Origin of the sequence: Pseudomonas sp. OST1909 (assembly GCF_015277575.1) — a bacterium.
Taxonomy (GTDB): Bacteria; Pseudomonadota; Gammaproteobacteria; order Pseudomonadales; family Pseudomonadaceae; genus Aquipseudomonas; species Aquipseudomonas synxantha_A.
Window position 1 is genome coordinate 1388212 of record NZ_CP063780.1, and the last position, 24935, is coordinate 1413146.

The following is a 24935-nucleotide window of genomic DNA, read 5'->3' on the forward strand; positions in this document are numbered from 1 at the left end:
GAGGGCGCCGGCGCAAACTGCACGTTGGAGTTTGGAAAGCTGCTTTATAGCGCTGTTTCACCGTCAGCACGGTGACGGCAAACTGACAGCCGTGACAGTTAGGCTGTGTGAGCCTGTCGCTTGAAGTTACTGCTGGCAGCCTCGGCCCCGTATACTCGCGTTTTTACACCTATAGCTGTGCCGGAGCCCCTATGACTTCCCCCACCCAACCCCCTGTTGAAGCGGCCGACCTCGTCGATTCGGCCACCGCCGACAGTGCTGAAAAAGCCGAGATCCCGGCATTCAAGTTCCCCTTCAAGCCGGGTGAACTGGCAGGCGCCAAAAACGCCAGCCAGCCCTGGTACAAAGGCGGCGCCAAGAACGGCCATACCAAGACCCCTGGCATGGCACCCCCAGGCACGCGCCGTTCGATGGGTAAACGTTAAGGCTAAATCGAAGCTAGCGTTATAGGCTGTTGCCTACGTCGCCTGTCGATATTTCTACTTGTAGGTCCGCGGTCGATTCTTGAAAGCTTGCACAGCGTTTGCTTCGTCCCGATGACGCTCCATCGGGACGAGTGAGTAAGCTTTCCGGAAAAGGACGTTCCCGTGGCCCTGATACACCTCTGTGCAGTGCTTGCCTTCTTGCTCTCGACGACGGCCGTTGCGGGCGACGTTCAACCGCGGCGCGAGATCCGTTTCGCCGTGGCCGCGCATTTTCCCCCCTTTCAGAGCCGCAACCCGCAAGGGCAACTGGTGGGGCTGAACATCGAACTGGGCAATGCCTTGTGCGAACAACTCAACGTGCGCTGTATCTGGGTTGACCAAGTCGTCATGGAAAATTTTCCGGCCCTCGAAGCCCGGCAGTTCGACGCGATCATGGGCATGGCGCCGACATGTCGGCGCCGACAACGGGTGAGTTTTACCGATGACCTCTACCCGATCACCACCCGCCTGGTGGGTCGTAAAGGCTCAGGCTTGACCCCTGGCCGGCGCTCGCTCAAGGGCAAGCGCGTGGGGGTGCTGGTCAGGAGTAATCGTGAAGCCTTTGCGCTCTCGCAGTGGGCACCGGCGGGGGTGATCATCAGAAGTTTCTGGCTCAACGACCAACTGGTTCAGAGCCTGGTGTCGGGTGATATCGATGCGACCTTGCAAGGTGCCGTGGAGATCCGTGAGGCGCTGCTCGACACAGCCGACGGCCTGGACTTCGGTTTCCTGGGGCCTGTGGTGTCATCGGGCCTGTTGGGCAACAGCGTGGCTATCGCGGTACGCAAACCTGATACCGCGCTGCGCAATGAGCTGAACCATGCGCTTGAACAGCTGATGCAAAACGGCGAATACCAACGCATCCTCCAGCCCTATCGTCTGGATGTAGCGCCTGCCACTCCATGATCGCGATAGATCTCAATGCCGGAGCAGACTCAGTCAAATCCCCGTCAGCGGTCAGGCAGCCCGCAACGAGATAAACGCATAGTTGGCCGGCACTTCGGTGGCAATCTGCGCCCCGGCGTCCAGCAGTTGTTCGGCGATGTCCATACCGGATACGTGGAACACCCACTCATTGGCCATGCTCGGCTGGACCACTGCCTGTTCGACAGCTTGGGCAAACGCCTGCATATCCGGCAGGTAGGCGGTGAAGCCGTCGCCCTTGAGCGCTGTGGTACGAATGCCGAGCAACGCACACACCGCTTCCTTGGTTTGTACATCGTCACGGTCGGCCTGGCGCGAGCGGCCAATCAGTTCAGCCAGTTCCTTGTCCATTAACTCGCCACCGACGATCAAAGCCGGGCCCTGTTCCCAGGATTCTGGCGGGCAATCCTTGGCACTCGGGTTCAGCGGGATATGCGGGTTGATCTCCATCGGGTAAATCCGGCACACCAGTGGGCGCCGTTCATAGATGCGGCAAAGGTTGTCTTCGTCAAGATTCCGGCAGCGTCCGGCGTTATAGGCGGCAAAGGTGATTGCCACAAACGCCTCGGTAGTGCCGCTGGGCACGCTCACCGATCGGCGCTCGGCGTGCTCACGTTGTTGCAGGGGCAGGCCCAGGCCGTTGCCGAGGAAACCCTCGACCAGGACGATGACGTTACCGCCGTCCGCCGCCCAGCTACGGGCTTCTGCGAGGGTCAGGGGGACGTGATGGTCGCTGCAGCATTTGCCGCAACCTACGCAAGAAAACTGAGTGTTCATGGCGGATCTGTCACCAGGCTAGGTCAGAGGGCACGCTTGAGGGGTGACGGGTTTTTTACCTCTATCGACCGCTCGGCACTCTGGAAGCAAGTTATGCGCCAGTGGTTGTCAGCCCTTGGGCACTGTGTCGCGCAGGACAAATCTCATATCGGCACTTTCATACAGTTGCCGGGCACGCAGGTTGCTTTCCAGCACCTTGAGGTCGACATAGGGTTCGCCGCGCTGCTTGAACACCTGAAAGCTGTGCAGTAACAAGGCGCGCCCCAGCCCCTGGCCCTGGGCGCAAGGGTGTACCGCAAGGTTCTTGATGAAGGCGCTGGTCCAGCACTGGGCGACACCGAGAATGCCGTCGGCGTTAATGGCGACCAGGCACAACGTCGGGTCGCACTCGGCATCGGTCACGAACTGTCGGCGCCATTCATCCAGGCTGGCGACACGGCCGCCGCCCTGGTCTTGAGTCATTCGCAACACGGCATGGATCGCCGGGGCCAGCTCATCACGGTAATGATCCAGCCGGGTATTCGCCGGCCACTGCGGGGCGGGCAGGCTGCCCGTGAGGTCGCGACGCAGCAGCTGGAAATACTCGGCCACTGCTTACAGGCCCTTTTGCGCTACGGTTTGCGCGGCGATGACCAGGTACTTGGTCAGCTCCGGGGAGGAGAACTTGGTGAGCACCGCATCGGCACCGGCCAGGCGGGCTTTCTCGCTGTTCATCGCGCTGTCCAGGGAAGTGTGCAACAGCACGTAGAGGTCCTTGAAATCCGGGGTTTCGCGCAGGGTGCGGGTGAGGGCGTAGCCGTCCATCTCGGACATCTCGATATCCGACACCACCACATTGATCTGCTCGCCCGTGCCTTGCAGCTCCAGCAACACGTCGATGGCTTCCTTGGCGCTGCGCGCGGTGTGGCAGGTCAGGCCGAGATTACGCAGGGTGTGTACCGACTGCTGCAAGGCCACCTGACTGTCGTCCACCACCAGGATGCGGGCGTTGCCGAGCACTTCGGCTTCTTCCATGGTCAGGTCGGTCGGCGCCGTTTCAATCGGTGCCGGGGCGATGCCGTGGATGACTTTCTCGATATCCAGCACCTGTACCAGGCCACCTTCCACTTGGGTTACCCCAGTGATAAATGCACGGTTGCCCCCGGAGCCGTAGGGTGGCGGGCGGATATCAGTGGTCAGGCAATGCACGATCTTGCTCACTGCCTGCACATGCAAACCCTGCTTGGAACGGCTGACATCGGTGACGATCAGGCAGCCGCCGTCCGGGTCTTGCAAGGGCATTTCACCGAGGGCGCGGCTCAAGTCGATCACCGACAGCGAGGTGCCGCGCAAGGTGGCAATGCCTTTGACGTGCGGGTGGGACTCCGGCAGCTTGGTCAGCGGCGGGCAGGGGATGATCTCACTGACTTTCAGCAGGTTGATGGCCATCAGCTTGCCGCTGCGCAGGGTAAAGAGCAGAAGCGAAAGTGAGTCTGCGCGGGCTTTGGTGGTGGACATAAAAACCTTCTGTGGATCAGGGATGACGATCATCTATGGAAGGTTATCGACTCGGCTGGCCTGGGCTTTAACCGGATTTTGTGTCGGGCACTGCTAATGTGGGAGGGGGCTTGCTCCCGATATCGGCGTGTCAGTCAGCAGATGTACAACTGATCCACCGCCATCGGGAGCAAGCCCCCTCCCACATTGGGTTATGTATCAGCCCTTCCAGACCTGTGGGTTCACCAGGTCCTGCGGGCGTTGGCCCAGCAGGGCGCTGCGCAGGTTATCCAAAGCACGATTGGCCATGGCTTCGCGGGTTTCACCGGTGGCCGAACCGACGTGCGGCAGGGTCACGGCATTACTCAACTGGAACAACGGCGATTCGGCCAGCGGTTCCTTTTCATACACATCCAGCCCGGCACCGCGAATTTGCTGGGTTTGCAGGGCTTCGACCAGCGCCGGTTCATCCACCACCGGCCCACGGGAAATATTGATCAGGATCGCGCTGGGCTTCATCAGGCCTAATTCGCGCGTGCTGATCAGGTGACGGGTCTTGTCGCTCAATGGCACCACCAGGCAGACAAAATCCGCCTCGGCCAGCAACTGGTCCAGGCTACGGAACTGCGCGCCCAGTTCTTGCTCCAGCGCGGTCTTGCGGCTGTTGCCGCTGTACAGGATCGGCATGTTGAAACCCAGGCGCCCACGGCGGGCCACGGCCGCGCCGATATTGCCCATGCCGACGATGCCCAGGGTCTTGCCATGTACATCGCAGCCAAACAACGGCGCGCCGACGCTGGCTTTCCACTGACCGGCCTTGGTCCAAGCGTCCAGCTCGGCCACCCGGCGTGCGCTGCTCATCAGCAACGCAAAGGCCAGGTCGGCAGTGCTCTCGGTGAGTACATCGGGGGTGTTGGTCAGCATGATGCCGCGCTCGTTGAAGTACGGCACGTCGTAGTTGTCGTAGCCCACCGACACGCTGGACACCACTTCAAGTTTGCTCGCGCCTTCAAGCTGTTCACGGCCCAGCTTGCGGCCCACGCCGATCAAACCGTGGGAGTGGGGCAGGGCGTCGTTGAACTGCGCGTTGATGTCACCCTGCTTGGGGTTGGGCACGATCACCTCGAAATCCTGTTGCAGGCGTTCGATCATCGGTGGGGTGATGCGGCTGAAGGCCAGGACAGTCTTTTTCATTGTAGAACTCCACTCAACGTGTGGGAGCTGGCTTGCCTGCGATGGCGGTATGTCAGTCACTATTGTATTGGCTGATCCACCGTCATCGCAGGCAAGCCAGCTCCCACAATGAATTTATAAGGGTTGGGAAGCAGCATTCCAAAATCAGGTCGCAATGCGCGTGCCACCCAGGCCGCCGCTCAACTCATACGCCACCAGCTCCGCCTGGTGCGCCGCCAGGATCTCCGGCAACGAACCACGCAGGTACTCCACCCAGGTCTTGATCTTCGCATCCAGGTATTGGCGCGAAGGGTAGATGGCGTACAGGTTCAGTTCCTGAGAGCGGTAGGTCGGCATCACTCGCACCAGCGTGCCGTTGCGCAGCCCTTCGATGGCGGCATACACCGGCAGCAGGCCGACGCCCATGCCGCTGGTGATTGCGGTTTTCATCGCGTCGGCCGAGTTGACCAGGAACGGCGAGCTGTTGATCGCCACGCTTTCCTGGCCTTCAGGCCCGTTGAAGGTCCATTTGTCCAGTTGGATCACCGGGCTGACCAGGCGCAGGCACGCATGGTTGAGCAAATCCTGCGGCTGCTGTGCACAGCCCTTGGCCTTGACGTATTCCGGGGAAGCACAGGCGATGCTGTAGGTGATGCCCAGGCGCTGGGACACGAAACCCGAGTCCGGCAGTTCACTGGCCAGCACGATGGACACGTCGTAGCCCTCGTCGAGCAGGTCCGGTACGCGGTTGGCCAGGGTCAGGTCGAAGGTCACGTCGGGGTGGGTGCGGCGGTAACGGGCAATCGCGTCGATGACGAAATGCTGGCCGATGCCGGTCATGGTGTGCACTTTGAGCTGCCCGGCAGGGCGGGCGTGGGCGTCGCTGGCTTCGGCCTCGGCTTCTTCGACGTAGGCGAGGATCTGCTCGCAGCGCAGCAAATAGCGTTTACCGGCCTCGGTCAGCGCGATGCGCCGGGTGGTGCGGTTGAGCAAGCGGGTTTGCAGGTGGGCCTCAAGGTTGGAGACCGCGCGCGAGACATTGGCCGTGGTGGTGTCCAGTTGCGCGGCGGCGGCGGTGAAGCTGCCGGCTTCGGCCACGCAACTGAAAGCGCGCATGTTTTGCAAAGTGTCCATGGAGTGTTCTCAAGGGAGATGACAAATTGTGACAGAAAGTTACGCCGACCAGTGATCCCTACCAACGGATTATCGCCTGAACGGTAACAAAGATTCACAGGAATGCCAGCTTATCGTCCTCCATGCCGCCGCCTAGAATTGCGCCACCTCTTGCGCAACACCTCTCAGGAATTCGCTTGCCGTGCCGCGTCGCATCAGCAGAGAGCTGAAGACTCTCAGTGTTTGGGCCTTATCGTTAGCCATCAGCGGTTGCATCGGAACCGGAGGAATTGCCCCCCAAGGCCAGGCCCTCAACGCCAATACCCTGGCCACCGATAAAGCCATTCAAGACGCCGCCCGGGACGCCCATTGGCCCACCGCCCAATGGTGGCAAGCCTACGGCGATCCGCAGCTCAACCGTTGGGTCGAACTCGCCACCCAGAACAGTCCCAGCCTGGCCGTGGCCGCCGCACGCGTGCGGCAAGCGCGGGCACTGGCCGGGGTTGCGGAGTCGGCCGAGTCGTTGCAGATCAACAGCGACACCACCCTCAAGCGCCACAACTGGCCGAAAGATCAGTTCTACGGCCCCGGCGAATTGAGCGGCGCCAACACCTGGGACAACAACTCGTCCCTGGGCCTGAGTTACGCCCTCGACCTGTGGGGGCGGGAAAGCAACAGCACCGAACGTGCGGTCGACCTGGCGCACATGAGCGCTGCCGAAGCACGTCAGGCCCGGCTCGAACTGCAGAACAACGTGGTGCGCGCCTATATCCAGTTGTCGTTGCATTACGCCAACCGCGATATCGCCGCGGCCACCCTGGCCCAGCAACAGCAGATCCTCGACCTGGCCAACAAGCGCCTGGACGCCGGGATCGGCACCCACTTCGACGTCAGTCAGGCCGAAACCCCGCTGCCGGAAACCCATCGCCAACTGGATGCCCTGGACGAGGAAATCGCCCTGAGCCGCAACCAGTTGGCGGCGCTGGCCGGTAAAGGCCCGGGCGAGGGCGCGCAGTTGCAACGCCCGACGCTGGCCCTCGCGGTACCGTTGAAACTGCCTTCGAACCTGCCGGCGCAACTGCTCGGTCAGCGCCCGGATGTGGTCGCCAGCCGCTGGCAGGTGGCGGCCCAGGCCCGTGGCATCGATGTGGCCCACGCCGGTTTCTACCCCAACGTCGACCTGGTCGGCAGCCTCGGCTACATGGCTACGGGCGGCGGTATGCTGGAGTTCCTGGCCGGCAAGAAATTCAACTACAACGTCGGTCCGGCGATCACCTTGCCAATTTTTGATGGCGGCCGCCTGCGTGCTCAATTGGGCGAAGCCAGTGCCGGCTATGACATCGCGGTCGCCCAGTACAACCAGACGCTGGTCAATGCGCTCAAGGGCATCAGCGACCAGTTGATCCGCCGTGAGTCCATGGACAAGCAGTCGGCTTTCGCCGCGCAGTCGGTGGCTTCGGCGCAGAAGACCTACGACATCGCCATGATCGCCTATCAGCGTGGCCTCACCGATTACCTCAATGTGCTCAACGCCCAGACCCTGCTGTTCCGTCAGCAACAGGTCGAGCAACAGGTGCAGGCGGCGCGCCTGAGTGCCCATGCCGAACTGGTAACGGCGTTGGGCGGCGGCCTCGGTGCCGGCGATGATGTGCCCCTGGCTAACAAGACCCTCCCGAGCAAGACCCCGGCGGCACTTGCCGTGTTCGACCACTGAGTAGGATTCGATGACTTCCTTGCCTGCACCGCTGCGCTGGCTGCATTCCCTTGAGTGGCGCCGTGGTTTTTTCGATTGGGCACGTAGCGACGGCGTGACCTGGGTGTATATCTTCAAGGTGCTGGTCGCCGCATTCTTGACGCTGTGGCTGGCCATGCGCCTGGAACTGCCGCAACCGCGCACTGCGATGATCACCGTGTTTATCGTGATGCAGCCCCAGAGCGGCCAGGTGTTCGCCAAGAGTTTCTACCGTTTCCTCGGCACCCTGGCAGGCTCGGCGGTGATGGTGCTGCTGATCGCCTTGTTTGCGCAGAACACCGAACTGTTCCTCGGTGCGCTGGCGATCTGGGTGGGCATTTGTACCGCTGGCGCTACGCGCAACCGCAACTTCCGCGCCTATGGGTTTGTGCTTGCCGGCTACACCGCCGCGATGGTCGGCCTGCCGGCACTGGCCCACCCGGACGGCGCCTTTATGGCAGCGGTGTGGCGGGTGCTGGAAATCTCCCTGGGGATTCTGTGCTCGACAGTGGTCAGCGCCGCCATCCTGCCGCAGACCTCCAGCGCCGCCATGCGCAACGCGCTGTACCAGCGCTTTGGCGTGTTCGCGCTGTTCGTCACCGACGGCCTGCGCGGGCGCAGCCAGCGCGAAGGGTTCGAGGCCAGTAACGTGCGTTTTATCGCCGAAGCCGTGGGTCTGGAAGGGCTGCGCAGCGTCACCGTATTCGAAGACCCGCACATGCGCCGACGCAACGGGCGGCTCAGTCGCCTCAACAGCGAATTCATGAGCATCACCACGCGCTTCAACGCCTTGCACCAGTTGCTTGAACGCTTGCGTGCCGATGAGGCCGATCATGTGGTCGCAGCGATCAAGCCCGGGCTGCAAGACCTGGCCGAAGTGCTCGACAGCTTCTCCGGTCGCGCCCTCACCAGCCCGGACGCCGCGCGCCTGGTCAACCAACTGAGCGCCTACAAGGACGACCTGCCCGCCAAGGTGCGCAGCCTGCGGGCGAGCTTCCAGGGCGATAACCCGACCGAAGCCGAGCAGTTGGACTTTCATACGGCCTACGAGCTGCTGTACCGCTTCGTTGACGACCTGCACAACTACGCACAAACCCACGCGTCCCTGGCTGACCACCGCCATGCGCGGGAAGACTGGCACGAAGCCTATACGCCAAAAACCAACTGGCTGGCCTGCGCCGCCGCCGGGGTGCGGGCCTCGTTTATCCTGATCGTGCTGGGCAGTTACTGGGTAGCCACCGCCTGGCCCAGCGGCGCGACCATGACCTTGATCGCGGCGGCCACGGTGGGCCTCTCCGCTGCCACACCCAACCCCAAGCGCATGGCGTTCCAGATGGCCTGCGGCACCTTGATCGGCGCCTTGGTCGGCTTTGTCGAAATGTTCTTCGTGTTCCCCTTGATCGATGGCTTCCCGCTGCTGTGCGTGATGCTCGCACCGGTGATCATCTTCGGTGCTTTCCTCTCCTCCCGCCCGCAGTACGCCGGTGTCGGCGTGGGCCTGTTGATTTTCTTCAGCACCGGCTCGGTGCCGGACAACCTCACGGTCTACAACCCTTACACCTTTATCAACGACTACATCGCCATGGTCATCGGCATGTTGGTGTGCGCGGCGGCGGGGGCGATCATCCTGCCGCCCAACAGCCGCTGGCTGTGGCGCCGCCTGGAGCAGGACCTGCGTGAGCAGGTGGTGTATGCGATCAGCGGCAAGCTCAAGGGCCTGGCGTCGAGTTTTGAAAGCCGTACCCGCGACCTGCTGCACCAGGCTTATGGCCTCGCGGCCGGCCAGCCGCAGGTGCAACGCGACCTGTTGCGCTGGATGTTCGTGGTGCTGGAGGTCGGTCACGCAATCATCGAGTTGCGCAAGGAACAGGCGATTCTGCCGGTGCATCCGGCCTATGCCGAGTCCCAGCCGTGGCGCCAGGCGATCCGCGTGATGGGCCGTTCGCTGGTGCGGTTGTTCCTGCAACCCAGCGCCAGCAACCTGGAGCGCGGCTTGATCGCCGTCGACCATGCGATCAGCCGCGTGCAGGCCACCGACGAACCTTTCGCCCCGCACTTCGATACCTCAGCCCTGCGCCGGGTAAAGAGCTACCTGCACTTTATCCGCACCTCGTTGCTCGACCCGCAATCGCCACTGGCGGCCCTCAAAGGAGCCTCGAATGCCCCGTGAAATCGCATTCCACGGCATCTATATGCCGACCATGACCCTGATGTTCCTGATCGCCGCCGGGCTGGCCTGGGCGATTGATCGCTTTCTGGCCGGGTTCGACCTGTACCGGTTTTTCTGGCACCCGGCGCTGTTGCGCCTGAGCCTGTTCGCTTGCCTGTTCGGCGCCCTGGCGCTGAGCGTCTACCGTTGAGAATGCCCCGATGAAAAAGTTTTTCAGCCTGCTCGCGACCTTGCTGGTGCTGGCCCTGGCGATCTGGATTGGCCGCACGTTGTGGGTGCACTACATGCAAACGCCATGGACCCGCGACGGCCGCGTGCGCGCCGACATCATCAACGTCGCGGCGGACGTTACCGGCGAAGTGGTAGAGGTGCCGGTACGCGATAACCAGTTGGTGAAAAAAGGCGACCTGCTGATGCAGATCGACCCCGAGCATTACCGCATCGCGGTCAAGCAGGCGCAATCGCTGGTGGCTTCACGCAAGGCTACCTGGGAGATGCGCAAGCTCAACGCCCACCGCCGCGCCGACCTTGACGCTCTGGTGATCTCCAGGGAAAACCGCGACGACGCCAGTAACATCGCCGACTCGGCCCTGGCCGATTACCAGCACGCCCTGGCGCAACTGGAGGCCGCTGAACTCAACTTGAAACGTACCCGCGTGCTGTCGGCGGTGGACGGCTACGTCACCAACCTCAACGTGCATCGCGGCGACTATGCGCGTATCGGTGAAGCGAAGATGGCTGTGGTGGATATGAATTCGTTCTGGGTCTATGGCTTCTTTGAAGAAACCAAGCTACCCCACGTCAACGTCGGGGATAAAGCCGATATGCAATTGATGAGCGGCGAGACACTCAAGGGTCACGTGGAAAGCATTTCGCGCGGTATCTACGATCGCGACAACCCTGAGAGCCGGGAACTGATCGCCGATGTGAACCCGACTTTCAATTGGGTACGTTTGGCCCAGCGTGTGCCGGTGCGCATTCACATTGATGAAGTGCCCGAAGGCGTGCTGCTGGCGGCAGGGATTACCTGCACCGTGATCGTAAACCCAACACAAAACTAAAAATGTGGGAGGGGCATGAAGTATCTACACAACTTTTCGGTACACCGCGGGACCCTGTGGGAGGGGGCTTGCCCCCGATGGCGGCCTGACAGCCGACCCAAATGTTGGATCAGACCGAGTACATATCCGTTATTTGGGTAACGGCTGCTATTGGTTCCGCTCTTACAGCGGCTCACTTTTGAAAAGAGCCGGAATGCCGGCCCAGCCAAAAGTAAGCAAAAGGCTCTTGCCCCACCACTGGGCACCTCGCCTAGGCTCGGTGTGCCCGTAATCCGACAGTGATTTGGGAGGGCGCCTAAGATCAAAAGCAGATCAAGATCAAGAGCGGCTCGCTTTGCATCGTGGTTACCGTAGGGGGCTGCGAACTGAAGTTGCGTAGATACCTATGCTCATCGGGGGCAAGCCCCCTCCCACATTTAGGCCCGCGTTAAGCCTTGATGAAGGTTTCATGCAAGTGCCGCCACAACAGCGCACCACTGGCCTGCTTCTCGAATACCACCGTGGCGCGGCGATCTGTCTGGGTGCCACTGTCATCCACCTGATGCTCGCGATACGTCACCGTGGCTCCCCGCGCATGACGATCAATCCCGGTCATTTCGCTCAAGGTGATTTTCAACCCCGGCCGCATCCCACCCAGGCGCGTGAACAACGCATTGACCCCGGCTCTGTTGACCCGCGTACCGGTGGCCGGCGCGATCATGCTGAACTCCGGTGAGAAGCGCGCCAGCAGATTTTGCAGCGTGCCCTCAGGCGCAACGCCGGCAAACCATTGCTCGATCTCGACGTGGGTCTGGATCACTTCTTCAAAAAAATCGCTGTAGTCAATCATGGTCGGGCTCGCTGCAAGGGTGAAGCAGCGTGCGTATCCTGGAGGCATCCAGGCGCAACACTGCGAAAAACGGCAACAGGGTCAGAGCTGCCGCTATCGTGAAGGTTATGGCGAAGGAATCCAAGGTCGACAGTACTGCACTGAGCAAGGCGGCGCCGACGCAGAAGCTCACTTGCCGGTTCATGTTCCACAACGCGCTGGCGTGGCCCATGCGCTCGGCGGGAATATCCAGGAAAGCCAGGGTTTGCGCGGTGCTGCTGCACAAGCTGCCGCCCAGGCCCATCAAGACGTAGGCCGCAATCATCAGCGCCGGCTCGTTGAGCAACAGGATGCCGCCGCATTGCAGCGCCATGCCGGCCAGTAACAAGGGTTTGGGGCCGCAGCGGTTGAAGAGTCGCTTGCTCAGGTAGATCGCCACGGCCGAGGCCAATGCCCACGGCAACATGAGTGCGCCGGTCTGGGTGGCGTCATACCCCAGGTCACGCACGTAGAGGATGGCGATCAGGCTGGTGCCGATAAATATCCCCGGAATACACAGGTAAACCAGCATTGCCACACGCAGCATCGGGCTGGCGGCTTGTTTGAACATACTGCCCAGGTCCAGGGGCGGGCGTACGGTGGAAGGCACATCGGGTTTTATCCACAGCAGCGCCAGCAGCAGGGTCACCAGCGCCAGAGGCAGGTTGGCGTAGAAAATCCAGCGCCAGGACAGGCTGTCGACAATCACCCCACCCAGCGCTGGAGACAATGCCGGTACCAGCAATGCCACCGACATGACCCGCGCCGTCAACTGGCTGCGCTCGGCCGCGGGAAAGTGTCGGTAAGCCATGGCTTGCCCCACTGGAATCAGCAAGCCGCCACCGAGCCCCTGCACAGCGCGCCAGCCAATCAACGCCTCGATGGAGCCGGCCTGGCCGACCATCACCGATGCCCCGGCAAACAGCAGCAGGCTGGTGGCGATCAGGGTGCGCTCGCCCATGAGCGCCGCCAGCCACACACTCAAGGGAATGATCACCGTCAGCCCGAGCATGTAGGCGTTGCTGATCCACGCCAGTTGCGTGACCGAGGCGTGCAGTTCGCGGGCGATGTCCGGGTAGGCGACGGTGGCGACAAACATGTTCACCAGGTCCAGGGTAAAGCCCAGTAGAAAGATCCAGGCGACTTTCGAGCGGTAGGTCATGAACGCGATCCTGCGAATGAAGCGCGCAGGGTAGGCGGCAAGCAGGGTTTGGGATACCTCGGTTTGCCTGTTAGTTTGTCAAAAATATTTTGACAAACGGAGGGCGTGGCCCATGGTCAGCCTGGATCGATTCGACACCTTCAAGGCCGTGGTCGAGGCCGGCTCGCTCACGGCCGCCGCGGATCTGCTCGGCCAGACCCGCGCCGTGGTCAGCTTCAACCTCAAGCGCCTGGAGGCGGAGCTGGGCGTCACCCTGCTGACCCGCAACACTCGCCAGCTGGCGCTCACCGATGCCGGCGAACGTTTCTACCTGCGCTGCACACGAATGCTCGAAGAGGCGCGCCTGGCGGTGGAAGAGGCCCGTTCCGAACATGCGCAGCTCAAAGGCACGCTGCGCATCACCACCACCGTCGAGTATGCCCTGGCCGTGGTCGCCCCGGCGGTGGAAGCGTTTCGCCGCCTGCACCCGGACTTGAATATTCACTTATCCACATCCTCCACCCACGCCGATTTGATCTCCGAGCGTTTTGACGTGGCGATTCGGCTGGGGCGCTTGCTGGACTCCAATCATCGGGCGGTGCAGTTGTCGACGTTTGAAGTGTTCGCTGTCGCGGCGCCAGCGTTTGCGGGCGTTCAGACCCTGGAGGAGTTGGAGCAGGTGCCCAGGCTGGGCCATGGTCGCTTGACTGAGTTGAGCGTGACCAACCCTGTCGGTGATGAGCATCAATACCGCGCAGGTCCGGCCGCCTTGGTGGCCGACAGTGCCGCGGTGCTCCAGGCGTTTGCGGTGCGTGGCCACGGTGTGGCGATCTTGCCACAGTGGCTTGTGCAGGAGGATTTGGAGGCGGGACGGCTGGTGCGTGTGTTGGCGGACCATCGCTTCGAGCCTCAAGGGGTCTACGCGATGTATCCGGATACCCGGCATTTGCCGCTTAAGGTGCGGGCGTTTATTGATTTTATGAAGGGATAATGTCAGGTGGTTAGCTGGCGGATGACGTTTATGAGGACAGGCGCGAAAGGTTTCAGTCGGTTGTTGGCGTCTGGAACGCTCAACTCATCCATTAACAGGAGCAACAGCTCGGTATTTTCTACTTCGAGCTCTACTCCCCCCTCATACAGAAGCGCTTCCACTAGAGTTTTTCGGGCATTAATCAATGCTCGGTTGCTTTCATGGCTGTCACCCAGGTTTAGCACTTTAATGGCGGTTGCTGCCCTTGGGGTCAGCCCCTCCACTCGTCCTGAAATATAAAATTTCAGTTCGCTTTCGCATTCATCCATCAACGGTGTGAGTGGTAATACTTGGTGGCCGTGGGCTTTGTCGCATTGTTTGGACCTGTCGCAGCTAGCGACGATGTTGGAAAAATCCAATGTGCGATTTGGCGCGAGTTTTCGAGCTTGAACATGCTCATTGCGAGCGTTGTTAGCAGTGATTTCGTGGCAGCAGTAAGCACAAAGTCCATGTTGTTCTTCGACGCATGCCTGCCGAATGGATTGGCTTGGCTCATGCGCCAAGTCTTGGTAGCGACTCTTTGGGTTTGCACGTTTCCATTGCGTTAGTGCTGCTGGTTCATCTCCTTTGATGATCTTACGCACTGCGCAACTCCAGTTTGCGAATCAGAAGGGCGGCTTTGGTGAGTTCGATATGTCCTGGAGGAAGGTCTGAGGACAACTCTTCGAAGAGGACCTTGGCCTCGCTTAGCTTTTTGTCTTGCACCAGTTCCAATAGACGATCAAGACTGGCCTGAACCTTACTATTACGCACGTCCGTGTCCATGACACTAATCAGCACTTGGTTAGCGTCCAAGCCATAGAGGCCATTGCGTTCTTCCAATTCGCCGTCATCGAGGACGTAGCACAAGACATCCTTGGCATCGCTGATCACTAATGGAGAATGGGTCGTCAGGATGAATTGGCAGTTGGGGAAGGTTTCAGTCAACTGGCAAATAAGATTGCCTTGCCATTTGGGATGTAGGTGAAGATCTACTTCGTCTATCAGAACAATGCCTGATCCATATAATGGGTTTTCTAAAGCGGGGTTCATTATGGCGAGACGACGGGCGATATCACCAACCAAGGCCATTAAAGATTTTTCGCCTTGAGAAAGTTGTGAGACATTAAGTGTCACCCCTTTTTTATCAATTGCCATATGTAGGTTAGGTGTTCGTTGAACTCGCAAGTTGTCAAAGTCGTGCATAAATACGGTAATTGCAGAGCGCACTGCTGAGAGTTGGCGGTCTCTTGAGGCATTTTGTACGCGATTCAGCTCATCAACAAATTCTTTGTCTGCCCCGAAAGTTTTTTTCAGGTGGACCAATACATCGAAAGGTATGGCAGCTTCATTTTCACCATCCTCACGGTCTCGGAACCATTCGAAAAAGTGTGAAAAATTTACGCTTCCTCCCAAGGAGTTTTCATAACCGCTCAGTTGGTCAGCAGAGTTTTTAGTTTTTTTGATGGCTAGCGGAATTTGTAATACGGACCGCTCTACAGGATAAAAAGCGATCATAGGTAGAGAGATGTTTTCGTCCACCAATGACCAATGGTACCGGTAGTTACCAGCCAATTCAGTTGCATCTGCAAGTTCACTGGTGCCCAACCCCATTCGACCTTGGCGTGACTGGGAAATCGTCCAGTAATAAGTTGAGCGTTTTGAATGCCTGGTGTCGTTTATTTCAATGTAGATGGCGGCTGTGTTGGCAGCGTTTTTAATGACCTCTGAAGCAATCGACGAGCCTCTCCCTCTTTCAGTCTTCACTCTCGCTACAAACCAACTAAGCGCCGTCGCCAGCGACTTCAGAATTGTCGTCTTCCCCGCCCCATTATTCCCCACAAACACCGTCACCTTCGACGCATGCTTTTCGGTAGGCGCAAAGGCGACTTCCAAGTCGGTAAAACGACCGACGTTATTCAGTCGAATTTTTCTGATTTCCATCGCATTACCCTTATGGGCCGGTCAGTTTCAAGAGGCAGGCGGCGATTATGGCACTCATCCCGAGTTTTGGCAGGTAGGCTTCACGCGTGCTTACAACACGCCGCCCAAGCCAAAGCGCTTCTTCAACACCTTCTCCAGCAACCCCTTGGGCAACAGCGCCGCCATCAACGGCAGTGCGCGGCTGCCGTTGCCCGAGCGCAGCAGGCGCGGTGGCTGGTCTTGTTGCACGGCCTTGAGCACATCCGCCGCAAACTCAGTGGCTGGAGTTGGCTTGTCCTGGGAGGCTTGGCTGCGCGCGCGAATGCCCTCGCGCAGCGGCCACCACGGCGACGTTTCATTGATCAACAATTCGGCCTGGGCCCCGGCATTCTTCGCAAAATGGGTATTGATCGCACCGGGCTGCACTTCCATCACCCGCACGCCAAACGGTGCCAGTTCCATGCGCAGGGCATCGCTCAAGGCATGCACAGCGGCTTTGGATGCGCAGTAGGCGCCGGCGAACGGCGTCACCAATACGCCGGAAACACTGCCGATGTTCACCACCAGGCCCTTGCTGCGACGCAAGGCCGGAAACAGCGCCTGGGTCACGCCGACGATAGAAAAAACATTGGTTTGGAACTGGCGCTGCATCGCTTCGGTGCCGCCGTCGAGCAACGGGCCCATGGCGCCGTAGCCGGCGTTGTTGATCAGTACATCCAGCTCGCCCCACTGTTCGGACAATCGTTTCAGGGCGGCGCTGTCGTTGACGTCCAGTTGCACGGCATTAAAGCCTGCAGCGGTAAGCGCAGCGACGTCATCGGGTTGGCGGGCGCTGGCCCACACGTTGAAGCCTGCGGCTTTGAACGCGTCGGCGAGGGCGCGGCCGATGCCGCTGGAGCAACCGGTGATCAGTACGTTGAGCATGCATCATTCCTTTGTCAGTCCGAGAAACTGCCTTGCAGGTGCTCGGCGCGAAATTCCAGGGTTTGTGGGCGATAGCCAGGGCGCAGGGGCGGTGTGGGCAGGCAATCGTCCCAGGTGGCGCCGGCCTGCAATTCGCCGGGGCCGCGATAGCGTGGGGCGGCGTAGACGTTGTCGGCCAGGTTGACCGTATCGCCCGGTGCATAGGCGGCGACGCGCCAGCGCAGCTCGGTGAGCGGTACGTCGTTGCCGTTGTTGAGGGTCAGTTTGAGCGGTCGGTCGGCGGGGCAGTCCTGAGGGGCGTAGCTGATGCGCAACTCGAGGCGTGCCAGTTGCGCGGCTTCGCGGTTGTCCAGCCACACCACCCAGACGGCGACGAAACCCAGGCCGACCGCAGCGGCCAGCGAAACCGGCAGTGCCTTGGCCGGGTAACGCAGCAGCAGGATCAGCCAGGTAATGATCAGGAGAACGCCGAAGAACATGGAGACCACCTCGAATGGGGAACGAGCATCCTAACTGAAGCGTAGGTGGGATTGGTTACCTTGAGTGCTGTGGTGACCCTGCGGGCCTCATCGGGAGCAAGCCCCCTCCCACCTTTGATTTGTGAACACATTCAAATGTGGGAGGGGGCTGTACGCAAAGCAGGTGTTTTTCACTTCAATCAATAGGACCGTACAGCGCCCTGGTACTTGATCTTATTCAGCAGAGCTCACAGCGATCTGCTACTTGAGCTTACATTCCTGGCAGGAACCGGAGCGCATTGAACGTCCACTTATCTGACGACCTACAGGGAGGTAGCGGCGACGTTCAACTCTTCTATGTAAGGTTTATTTTATGTTTGCAGCGACCGACAACTCGACCCACCTTTCCCCCCCACAAAGCGTTGTTGCCCCAAACGCATTGGCCACCCAAACCGATATTGCCGTTGACACCCCCCCGCTAAAGCCCGTGCACCTGCCACCGGTATTGACCTACGCGCCGGACGATATTCCTCTTCCCACCTCGGCCGGCATCCCCCCGGCCAGGCTGGAATACCCACGGCTCATGCAGCAATTCAAGGTTACCAATCAGGAGGCGTTTGTCACCCAACACGCCCTTCAATCCCGCGACATGCAGCGTTTGCACGGTGAGCAACCGAGCTTCCAGGACTTCCTGCGTCAGCAAGTGGGCCAAATGTTTCCGTACATGTCGACCTTGAAGCCACAAGACCTGGTCTTCAAGCGCTGGGTCGAGCAGGACGATGGCTCTATCAAAACACTGTCGTCCGAGCCGGTGCTGGACGCCTTGAACAGGAAGGTGGCGAACTTGCTGGCCAATCCTGACAAGCAGCCCAAGGCAGACGACGTTGAACAGTCCGGCATTTTTACCCGTGCCACGGACACCAGCCCGAGCACCCTCGTCACGCCACAGTTGACCCTGGATACGATTGCCCAGCGCATCGTCACGCAGTTTCCGATGGTCCTTCAAACCTTCTGGACAACCCCCCGCCCGACGTTGAAAGACCCTCAGGTTCTGCAGGCCCCTCAAGACCAGTTGTTGACCTTGCACAAGCAGCAACTTTCGACGCTGGCGGCATTGCGCGTGAGCGATGGAACACTGAGCGCGGCGAGCAAGCGGTTGATCGACGCAGCACTGCAATACCCCACGCTGGCTGAACGGGAAGCGGCCTTCCCCAATGGCGCACGCCCTGGTGTCTACCCGCTTACCGTTGATGACGGTAGCGAGGGGGGAGCCTTGATGGCGGGCTGCTTCCTGATCACCAGCACCGACGGCTCCGGGGCCACGCCCCCCGTCTGGACCAAAAGCCGGACCCTGGCACTTGATGAGACGAACGGGCCGGTCGTGCTGTACACCCCGGGTGAGGGGTTCGAGCAGTTCGCGACGCCGGCCCTGGCGCGCCAGGCGATTGCAGCGCGCCTTGACGGGGGAGGTACCGACGCTGACCTATTGTTGCAAACACTGCCGTTGTCGTTACAAAACAAGTCCGAACCGCCCTCTGGCGACGATGTGATGTTGAGCGCCTCACCCTTGACGGGGGATGTGCTGGCCGAGGGCATCCCCTGGATGCTCAAGCGTCAGCAGGAGGAAGTCGTTGCGAATCTCGCCCGGGTATCGACAGAGCCGGGAGCACTCAAGCGCATGGATGATGCCGCTGACTGGTCGTACTTGCTCAGTAGCGACAACGCCATGGCGGCGCGGGATGAACAACTGGCTGACAAGCTGGCCCCCGAGTGGCTGAAAAACCTGAGCCCGGCCCAGGAAGCGTTGTTTGATTACCTGGAACACACCGAGGCCCGCAGTGCAAATGCGCTGGCGTCATCGCTGGCAACCCTTCCTTCTCTGGGTAGCTTTTCCCGCGACCGGATGAACGAAGCAATCAAACGGCAGTTCCCCGCTGCACAGGTCGATGCGGACAAGCTGATGGTGCGGGTGAAAACCAGGTCCAATCCTCACACTGGCGGGCAAAGCAGCAGTCATACGCTCACCGTCAAGCACCACCGCGTATCGCTGACTGATCTGGCGCTGAAAAACCCCAGTGAGTTTCCAGCCGTCCAGCACGGCCACTTCACCCAGCTCACCTTCGAATTACCGCTGACGGATACTCACGGCAACCCTCTGTTGGGCGACGATGGCAAGCAGGTCGTCCTGAATACCGAGCAGCTCAAAGCGTTGGTCAACACTGCTGATGTAGGAGGAGCCTATACCGAGCTGCTTAAACAGGAGTTGGCCGCGGATGCCCCGTCGGGTGCGGCCGGCGACGTCCGCAATGCGTGGAAAACCCACCTGAGCGACATGCTGGATAAAGAGGCTTTTCTCGCAGCACTCAACCCCAATAGCTACAACATAGACGCTACCCAAGACACTAGCACCAAGCGAGGGGCGCAGTGGGTCGCGGCTGTTCTTGATTACCCGGACCCGGCTGACCGGCCTTTGGTGGATGGGAAAAAAATTGTCACCAATGCCCTTATCCAGCGTGGGTTGCCGGTTCAGGGAGCGATGGTGATTGGCAATGACACAGACGCCTCGCTTGTACTGTGCACGCCGAATGCGCCCGATGGCGTGTGTTTTCGCGAGGTGGCGGATCTGAGCGCCTTGAACGCCTTGATGGCGAAAAAGGAGTGGCGGCTCTACACCGCGAGCAGAGCGTCACCGGTCGATAAGAGCGACGTGGTTAAAGCTGGCGAGGCGATCAAGGCACACACATTCGATCCGACGAAGAACCCCTTGCGCGCTCTGGATACGCTTATCAAGGTGCTTAAGTTGACGGACGTTCCCGTGACACTCAAGCCCTTCGATGGCAACTTTCAGGATGAGCTGTACAAGCAGAAAGTAAAGTTACTCATCGATCACGCGGACCACCAAAGCGTCAGCAGCGCAGAGGTCGCGTATCAATCGAGAATCAACAAAGTTCAGTTCGGCGTTGAGGTGGCCTCCATCTTCCTCGACTTGTTGCCAGTGCTCGGAAAAGGCATCTCCATGGGGGTTCGCTTAGGAAAGGCTGCCGTGACGGCCTTGCGCGCCAATGCCCGAATCTTGCCGCGACTGCTCAAAAGCCCGGGCGCACTGCGTGCGGTCTACTCGGATTTCACGCTGGCCGCCTCTGGTATTCCCAATGTGAGTGCTGTGCCGTTGCGGCCGGTGTTCAAAAGCTCGGTGGTCCCGCCAGCCCCTCCAGTCATCGTCAGAGCACCAACGGCTGGCGCGCGTCCAAACCTTAATCTGAGCACCTTCTCCGTGTCGGAAGATGTCATCAAAGGTCGCCCTTTGAGGCCAGACGGTACCTATAACGTGGGCAATGATTTTTACGTGCGCTTTACCGACAGTACGGGGGTCAACAAGGTGTATCAGATTGATTCGGCCTTCCACGCACGTGACGGGCGGGTCGCTATCGTGGATCCTCAGGCGCCACTGGAGACGTCGAAGCTCTATAGGGTTCAAGCATTTCTGGAGTCCGCGGGTAACGGTGAGTGGCGTTTGAGCCGATTGCCGGGCGGGGCTCCCACTGCTACGGGGGCATCTCGGCCGAGCAAGCGCCCGTTTGACCAAGGCAGCTCTTCAGGCAGCGTCGGCACGAGTAACGCGACAAGTGCTCAACCGGCCAATAAGCGACCGAGGGTGCCGGAAAGCTTTCCGGGAGAAAAAGCGCTGATGGAGCCACCGGTAAAAGGTAAGAATGTTTTTTATCACTACACCGGGGATAAACCGCATGCCGCAATCATGGCCGATAGGAGCCTTTCACCTTCAAGTTCAGATTTGAGCGGTCGACCTCTGCCCGGAAAGCGAGGCCGGCATTACTTTACGGACTTGACGCCAGGAAATATGCCTGCCCGACAGATTTCCGAAACCATCTTTGGGAAGCGTAAGTATGGCAATGCGATGGATAAAATGTCGCGCTACTACGAAGTCAATACGTCGGGGTTAAATGTTATCCAAAGCCCTGATAATCCGCATATTTTCTATGTGGATGTGCCGTTTTCCATTCCTTTGAAGTACCGGGGTGGGCCTAACGGTGAATTAGTCGATCGCGTTATTTCTCATGGGAGAACGCCGATTTAAATATAAGCCCATGGCGTTGGCCGGTATTGGGTGGCCATGATGACTGTCGTGCTTTCGGCCTATTCACCACAAAGCCCTCAACAAAAAGCCCCCACCCAACCCACTGCGGATAGGGGACGCAATGGGCTGGGCGAGGGCTTCTTGTACGACTGTTTTACTGCGCGATAGTTTTCACCGACACGCCACGTTCAACCGGCGTCGAGCGACCGTAGATATCTTCGAACCGCTCGATATCGTCTTCCCCCAGGTAGCTGCCCGATTGCACTTCGATGATCTCCAGCGGGATCTTGCCCGGGTTGCGCAGGCGGTGCACCGAGGCGATCGGGATGTAGGTGGATTGGTTCTCGCAGAGCAGGAACACGTTGTCGTCACAGGTGACTTCCGCGGTGCCGCTGACCACAATCCAGTGTTCGGCGCGGTGGTGGTGCATCTGCAGCGACAGGCACGCACCCGGTTTGACCGAGATGTGCTTGACCTGGAAGCGGCCGCCCATGTCCACCGAGTCGTAGGAGCCCCACGGACGGTAGACTTCGCAGTGGTTCTGGGTTTCGCTGCGGCCCTGTTCGTTGAGCGTGTTGACCATCTGCTTGACGCCCTGGACCTTGTCCTTGTGGGCAATCATCATCGCGTCTTTGGTTTCCACCACCACGATGTTGTCCAGGCCGATCACCGATACCAGTTTGCCGTTGCCATGCACCATGCAGTTGCGGCTGTCCTGGATCACTACGTCGCCTTTGCTCACGTTGCCGTTGGCGTCTTTGTCGTTGACCGCCCACAGCGAGGCCCAGCAACCCACGTCGCTCCAGCCGGCGGCCAATGGCACCACGCAGGCGCGTTGGGTCTTTTCCATCACGGCGTAGTCGATGGAGTTGTCCGGGCAGCAGGCGAAGGTGGCGTCGTCGAAGGTGACCGTGTCGTGGGTCTGCTCACTGCGTTCCAGGGTCAGCACGCAGGTGTCGTAGATGTCCGGATCGTGCTTTTTCAGCTCTTCGAGGAAGCGGCTGGCGCGGAACAGGAACATACCGCTGTTCCAGAAGTAACCACCGCTTTTGACGAACTCGATGGCGCGCTTTTCATCGGGCTTTTCCACGAACTGCTGCACGCGGCTCACGCCTTCGGGCAGCAGCGAGTCGTTGGCGGACTTGATGTAGCCATAGCCGGTTTCCGGACGGGTCGCCGGTACGCCGAACAACACCATCTCGCCACGCTCGGCCGCCACAGTGGCCAGGGCCAGGGCACGTTGCAGGGCTTTCTGGTCGTCGATCACGTGGTCGGCAGGCAGCACCAGCATCAGCTCGTCACGGCCTTCGTTGACCAGCATCATCGCGGTCAGGGCCACGGCCGGTGCGGTGTTGCGCCCAAAGGGCTCCATCAGGATGCGTTGGCATTCAAGCTTACGTGCGCTCAGTTGCTCGTTGACGATGAAGCGGTGATCCTTGTTGCAGACCACGATAGGGGAGTCCATGCCTTCGAACACCAGGCGTTCCAGGGTTTGCTGGAACAAGGTGTGCTCGCCGGTCAGGGCCAGGAACTGCTTGGGGAACTGTTTACGCGAAAGCGGCCAAAGACGTGAGCCGCTACCACCGGAAAGGATTACTGGGATCATGGGTGTTTCTCCTTGAATCAGTTTGGGTCAGAGCTACGAAGGTTTGTCGTTTCACTCTTGTTTTTGTCTCGGTCCTGAGTTGAAAACCGGTCAGTGTGGGAGCTGGCTTGCCTGCGATGGCGCCTACAAGACCGCCATCGCAGGCAAGCCAGCTCCCACAAGGGGACGTGTCAACTCAGGGAAATAGTTATCGGGTCGACACTGGGCGTTTCACCCACACTGGCGACAGGCTCGAACCGGAACCGGTGACGTACAGCACCGCTGCCTCACCACGCTCCAGCGCTACCGGCTTCACATCGCCGACCTTCTTGTCGCCGTCATACAACGCCAGGCTCACTTTCACCGGGTTGATTTCACGTTCGCCACGGCCCTTGGCGGCCACCGACTTGACCACATCGGTCTTGCCGTCGGCAGTTTTCAGGCTCAGGGCCTTGTCGCTGAGGTTCTGCACGCGTACCAGGGATTTCTGCTTGTTCTTGAACGGCGGTTCTTCGATCAACTGCGGTTGGCCGCTGCCGCTGTTGACCAGGGTGTAGTAGTGGTCGGCGGCGAGTTTGACCGGTACGGTCTGGCTGCCGACCTTGGCGCTGTAGTCACCGCCCGGCATGAAGCTGAAGTCGCTGCTGGCCAACGGTGCAACGTCGCTGAGGTTGGTGGCGCCGACGGTGGCGCTGACTTCCTGGTTGCTGGCGTTGTATATGCGCACGAAGCTGGAGCCCTTCGGCGCGGTTGGGCCGTAGAGGGCGGCGTCACCACCGGCAAAGGCGGACATTGATACGAAGCTCAGGCCGGCAGCGATAGCCAGGGTCTTGGCGAGACGACGAGGAGTAGTAGTGAAAGTCATGTGAGTTACCTCTCTTTCAGTTTTGCGCCCGGTCGGGCGTCTCGGATTTAGATGTATTGATTGCCATGTTCTGTTGGCGCGAACCGGCTTGTTTAAGCTGCGCAACCCACGCTGGGTCGGCGTCACCGATTTCGTTATTCACGGGCAGATAGCGTTCGGGGAATTCCCAGATCAGCACCTGGGGCGGGTTGTTCTTGAAATCGTCACTTTTGAGGTAGCTGAGCATCGGCAGGATAGGGCCGTGGCCGTCTTCGGCGTAGCTGACCACGTCGCTGTGCAAGGCTTGCTTGAGCGCGCCCACGAAGTTCCAGTTGGGGTTGGCGCTGTAGCTGGTGCCCACCAGGGCCACCGGGGTTTCGCTGTCGCTGAACAGCGCGTCGTCACCTTTCTCTTCGGCCAGGTGCGTGACGCGTTTTTCCAGCGGCTCTTTGGGCGGCATCAGGTTTTCGAACAGCGGGTCCAGGGGCAGGAACAAACGCAGGTCGCCTTTATGCGGCTCGGTTTTCTCGGCCTCGGTGACAAAACGCTGCGGCTCGCCACTCAGCGGGGTCTTGTCGGCAATCGCCTTGGCCAATTGCGTGGCAGCGACTTGCGCACCGTCCGGAGTCCAGTGAGTGTCGGTACGCAGGAACACCTGCTTGCCACCCAGCTTGGCCTGTTGCAGCGGGCCGAGCAGGTCGGGGGCCGGGATGTTGTCGGCGGCGACCCGGGCGTGGAAGTCCTGGTACAGGTTGGCGTGAATGCTCGCCGGTTTCACCTCACCCAGGTGTTCCGGGTACAGGCGCACCTTGGCCGGCACAATCGCCATCACCAGTTGGATGCCTTGGGCCTTGAGTTTCTGGCGCACGCCTTCGACCAGCGCGTAGTTGCCTTCAAGGTTCTGGTCTTCGTTGACGGCGGGGTTGAACTCCTCGTCGCTGTACAGCCAGTGGTCGCGGCCCAGCACTACGCCAGGGCGACCTTCATTGAACAGCTTGTAGTCCAGCGCAGCCCACAGGTTGGTGCCCAGGCGCTTGATCGGGAACTCCTCGTCGTAGTGAGTCTCGACGGCTTTGGTCCAGCGACCGTTAAGCACTGTGGCATCAGCGTTGGTGCTGAAGCCAAAGAAGCTGCGCAGTGACCACGCCCCCAGTGCCAGCAGCAGCACCAGGAACAGGCCGATATAGAGGACGCGTAATGAACGGGTCATGGTCGGCT

At 60.0% G+C, this 24935-nt stretch carries 22 protein-coding genes; 8 read left to right on the forward strand and 14 right to left on the reverse strand.

Going from position 1 to position 24935, the window contains the following annotated elements; all coding sequences use genetic code 11:
* Window positions 1-191: 191 nt before the first annotated feature.
* The gene (locus IH404_RS06145; protein ID WP_005784964.1) at window positions 192-425 is read left to right on the forward strand and encodes a hypothetical protein; all 234 of its coding nucleotides are present in this window, start codon (window positions 192-194) and stop codon (window positions 423-425) included.
* 162 nt (window positions 426-587) lie between these two features.
* Window positions 588-1370: a transporter substrate-binding domain-containing protein gene (locus IH404_RS06150; RefSeq protein ID WP_005784966.1), complete on the forward strand. Its 783-nt coding sequence runs from the start codon at window positions 588-590 to the stop codon at window positions 1368-1370.
* Between the two features lie 51 nt (window positions 1371-1421).
* On the opposite strand, the gene IH404_RS06155 is transcribed toward IH404_RS06150, so the two are convergent.
* The 5 genes from IH404_RS06155 to IH404_RS06175 all read right to left on the reverse strand — a co-directional run bounded on the left by IH404_RS06155 (window position 1422) and on the right by IH404_RS06175 (window position 5948).
* On the reverse strand, window positions 1422-2165 hold the full coding sequence (locus IH404_RS06155; RefSeq protein ID WP_005784968.1) for a YkgJ family cysteine cluster protein: 744 nt from the start codon (window positions 2163-2165) through the stop codon (window positions 1422-1424).
* A gap of 108 nt (window positions 2166-2273) precedes the next feature.
* On the reverse strand, window positions 2274-2756 hold the full coding sequence (locus tag IH404_RS06160; protein WP_005784970.1) for a GNAT family N-acetyltransferase: 483 nt from the start codon (window positions 2754-2756) through the stop codon (window positions 2274-2276).
* 3 nt (window positions 2757-2759) lie between these two features.
* Window positions 2760-3662, reverse strand: a complete 903-nt coding sequence (locus IH404_RS06165; protein ID WP_005784972.1) for a chemotaxis protein — start codon at window positions 3660-3662, stop codon at window positions 2760-2762.
* Window positions 3663-3860: 198 nt separating this feature from the next.
* On the reverse strand, window positions 3861-4835 hold the full coding sequence (locus tag IH404_RS06170; RefSeq protein ID WP_005784974.1) for a D-glycerate dehydrogenase: 975 nt from the start codon (window positions 4833-4835) through the stop codon (window positions 3861-3863).
* 144 nt (window positions 4836-4979) lie between these two features.
* The gene (locus IH404_RS06175; protein WP_005784976.1) at window positions 4980-5948 is read right to left on the reverse strand and encodes a LysR family transcriptional regulator; all 969 of its coding nucleotides are present in this window, start codon (window positions 5946-5948) and stop codon (window positions 4980-4982) included.
* 181 nt (window positions 5949-6129) lie between these two features.
* Between IH404_RS06175 and IH404_RS06180 the strand changes: the two genes are divergently transcribed.
* Genes IH404_RS06180 through IH404_RS06195 form a run of 4 tightly spaced genes read left to right on the forward strand, consistent with a single transcriptional unit; the run spans window position 6130 to window position 10890 of the window.
* Entirely contained in the window at window positions 6130-7641 is a 1512-nt protein-coding gene (locus IH404_RS06180; RefSeq protein WP_194440147.1) for an efflux transporter outer membrane subunit, read from the forward strand.
* A gap of 10 nt (window positions 7642-7651) precedes the next feature.
* Complete coding sequence (locus IH404_RS06185; RefSeq protein WP_005784980.1) at window positions 7652-9829, forward strand: FUSC family protein; 2178 nt, start codon at window positions 7652-7654, stop codon at window positions 9827-9829.
* Complete coding sequence (locus IH404_RS06190; protein WP_005784982.1) at window positions 9819-10019, forward strand: DUF1656 domain-containing protein; 201 nt, start codon at window positions 9819-9821, stop codon at window positions 10017-10019. The genes IH404_RS06185 and IH404_RS06190 overlap by 11 nt, the downstream gene beginning before the upstream one ends.
* A 10-nt stretch (window positions 10020-10029) precedes the next feature.
* Window positions 10030-10890 carry an HlyD family secretion protein gene (locus IH404_RS06195; protein WP_194440148.1) on the forward strand — a complete coding sequence of 287 codons (861 nt, stop codon included), beginning with the start codon at window positions 10030-10032 and terminating at the stop codon, window positions 10888-10890.
* 427 nt (window positions 10891-11317) lie between these two features.
* Here the strand turns inward: IH404_RS06195 and IH404_RS06200 are convergent, their stop codons facing one another.
* Together IH404_RS06200 and IH404_RS06205 are read right to left on the reverse strand one after the other, a co-directional pair.
* Entirely contained in the window at window positions 11318-11719 is a 402-nt protein-coding gene (locus tag IH404_RS06200; RefSeq protein WP_043049775.1) for a nuclear transport factor 2 family protein, read from the reverse strand.
* Window positions 11712-12899 carry an MFS transporter gene (locus tag IH404_RS06205; protein ID WP_194440149.1) on the reverse strand — a complete coding sequence of 396 codons (1188 nt, stop codon included), beginning with the start codon at window positions 12897-12899 and terminating at the stop codon, window positions 11712-11714. The genes IH404_RS06200 and IH404_RS06205 overlap by 8 nt, the downstream gene beginning before the upstream one ends.
* A gap of 112 nt (window positions 12900-13011) precedes the next feature.
* Here IH404_RS06205 and IH404_RS06210 point away from each other — a divergent pair, with 112 nt between their 5' ends.
* Window positions 13012-13869 carry a LysR family transcriptional regulator gene (locus IH404_RS06210; RefSeq protein ID WP_194440150.1) on the forward strand — a complete coding sequence of 286 codons (858 nt, stop codon included), beginning with the start codon at window positions 13012-13014 and terminating at the stop codon, window positions 13867-13869.
* Window positions 13870-13871: 2 nt separating this feature from the next.
* Here IH404_RS06210 and IH404_RS06215 read toward each other — a convergent pair whose 3' ends face one another.
* From IH404_RS06215 to IH404_RS06230, 4 genes are all read right to left on the reverse strand, one after another.
* On the reverse strand, window positions 13872-14492 hold the full coding sequence (locus IH404_RS06215) for a retron system putative HNH endonuclease (RefSeq protein WP_032803263.1): 621 nt from the start codon (window positions 14490-14492) through the stop codon (window positions 13872-13874).
* Window positions 14485-15831, reverse strand: a complete 1347-nt coding sequence (locus IH404_RS06220; protein WP_005784992.1) for an AAA family ATPase — start codon at window positions 15829-15831, stop codon at window positions 14485-14487. The genes IH404_RS06215 and IH404_RS06220 overlap by 8 nt, the downstream gene beginning before the upstream one ends.
* Before the next feature lie 90 nt (window positions 15832-15921).
* Entirely contained in the window at window positions 15922-16734 is an 813-nt protein-coding gene (locus IH404_RS06225; protein ID WP_194440151.1) for an SDR family oxidoreductase, read from the reverse strand.
* Between the two features lie 14 nt (window positions 16735-16748).
* Window positions 16749-17213, reverse strand: a complete 465-nt coding sequence (locus IH404_RS06230) for a hypothetical protein (RefSeq protein ID WP_005784995.1) — start codon at window positions 17211-17213, stop codon at window positions 16749-16751.
* A 352-nt stretch (window positions 17214-17565) separates the two neighbouring features.
* Here IH404_RS06230 and IH404_RS06235 point away from each other — a divergent pair, with 352 nt between their 5' ends.
* The gene (locus IH404_RS06235) at window positions 17566-21288 is read left to right on the forward strand and encodes a DUF6543 domain-containing protein (protein ID WP_194440152.1); all 3723 of its coding nucleotides are present in this window, start codon (window positions 17566-17568) and stop codon (window positions 21286-21288) included.
* Between the two features lie 154 nt (window positions 21289-21442).
* Here the strand turns inward: IH404_RS06235 and IH404_RS06240 are convergent, their stop codons facing one another.
* The 3 genes from IH404_RS06240 to IH404_RS06250 all read right to left on the reverse strand — a co-directional run bounded on the left by IH404_RS06240 (window position 21443) and on the right by IH404_RS06250 (window position 24927).
* Window positions 21443-22894, reverse strand: a complete 1452-nt coding sequence (locus IH404_RS06240; protein WP_194440153.1) for a mannose-1-phosphate guanylyltransferase/mannose-6-phosphate isomerase — start codon at window positions 22892-22894, stop codon at window positions 21443-21445.
* Window positions 22895-23081: 187 nt separating this feature from the next.
* A complete protein-coding gene (locus IH404_RS06245; protein ID WP_005785001.1) occupies window positions 23082-23738 on the reverse strand; it encodes an alginate O-acetyltransferase AlgF in 657 nt (218 codons plus the stop codon).
* A 16-nt stretch (window positions 23739-23754) separates the two neighbouring features.
* Window positions 23755-24927 (reverse strand): alginate O-acetyltransferase, encoded by a 1173-nt coding sequence (locus tag IH404_RS06250; RefSeq protein WP_005785003.1) that lies wholly within the window; start codon window positions 24925-24927, stop codon window positions 23755-23757.
* Between the last annotated feature and the right edge of the window lie 8 nt (window positions 24928-24935).

Bases quoted from the DNA above. Each gene is read 5' to 3' on its own strand.
- IH404_RS06145 (WP_005784964.1), top strand. From the start codon at position 192: ATGACTTCCCCCACCCAACCCCCTGTTGAAGCGGCCGACCTCGTCGAT.
- IH404_RS06155 (WP_005784968.1), bottom strand. From the start codon at position 2,165: ATGAACACTCAGTTTTCTTGCGTAGGTTGCGGCAAATGCTGCAGCGAC.
- IH404_RS06165 (WP_005784972.1), bottom strand. From the start codon at position 3,662: ATGTCCACCACCAAAGCCCGCGCAGACTCACTTTCGCTTCTGCTCTTT.
- IH404_RS06170 (WP_005784974.1), bottom strand. From the start codon at position 4,835: ATGAAAAAGACTGTCCTGGCCTTCAGCCGCATCACCCCACCGATGATC.
- IH404_RS06175 (WP_005784976.1), bottom strand. From the start codon at position 5,948: ATGGACACTTTGCAAAACATGCGCGCTTTCAGTTGCGTGGCCGAAGCC.
- IH404_RS06185 (WP_005784980.1), top strand. From the start codon at position 7,652: ATGACTTCCTTGCCTGCACCGCTGCGCTGGCTGCATTCCCTTGAGTGG.
- IH404_RS06190 (WP_005784982.1), top strand. From the start codon at position 9,819: ATGCCCCGTGAAATCGCATTCCACGGCATCTATATGCCGACCATGACC.
- IH404_RS06195 (WP_194440148.1), top strand. From the start codon at position 10,030: ATGAAAAAGTTTTTCAGCCTGCTCGCGACCTTGCTGGTGCTGGCCCTG.
- IH404_RS06200 (WP_043049775.1), bottom strand. From the start codon at position 11,719: ATGATTGACTACAGCGATTTTTTTGAAGAAGTGATCCAGACCCACGTC.
- IH404_RS06205 (WP_194440149.1), bottom strand. From the start codon at position 12,899: ATGACCTACCGCTCGAAAGTCGCCTGGATCTTTCTACTGGGCTTTACC.
- IH404_RS06210 (WP_194440150.1), top strand. From the start codon at position 13,012: ATGGTCAGCCTGGATCGATTCGACACCTTCAAGGCCGTGGTCGAGGCC.
- IH404_RS06220 (WP_005784992.1), bottom strand. From the start codon at position 15,831: ATGGAAATCAGAAAAATTCGACTGAATAACGTCGGTCGTTTTACCGAC.
- IH404_RS06225 (WP_194440151.1), bottom strand. From the start codon at position 16,734: ATGCTCAACGTACTGATCACCGGTTGCTCCAGCGGCATCGGCCGCGCC.
- IH404_RS06230 (WP_005784995.1), bottom strand. From the start codon at position 17,213: ATGTTCTTCGGCGTTCTCCTGATCATTACCTGGCTGATCCTGCTGCTG.
- IH404_RS06235 (WP_194440152.1), top strand. From the start codon at position 17,566: ATGTTTGCAGCGACCGACAACTCGACCCACCTTTCCCCCCCACAAAGC.
- IH404_RS06240 (WP_194440153.1), bottom strand. From the start codon at position 22,894: ATGATCCCAGTAATCCTTTCCGGTGGTAGCGGCTCACGTCTTTGGCCG.
- IH404_RS06245 (WP_005785001.1), bottom strand. From the start codon at position 23,738: ATGACTTTCACTACTACTCCTCGTCGTCTCGCCAAGACCCTGGCTATC.
- IH404_RS06250 (WP_005785003.1), bottom strand. From the start codon at position 24,927: ATGACCCGTTCATTACGCGTCCTCTATATCGGCCTGTTCCTGGTGCTG.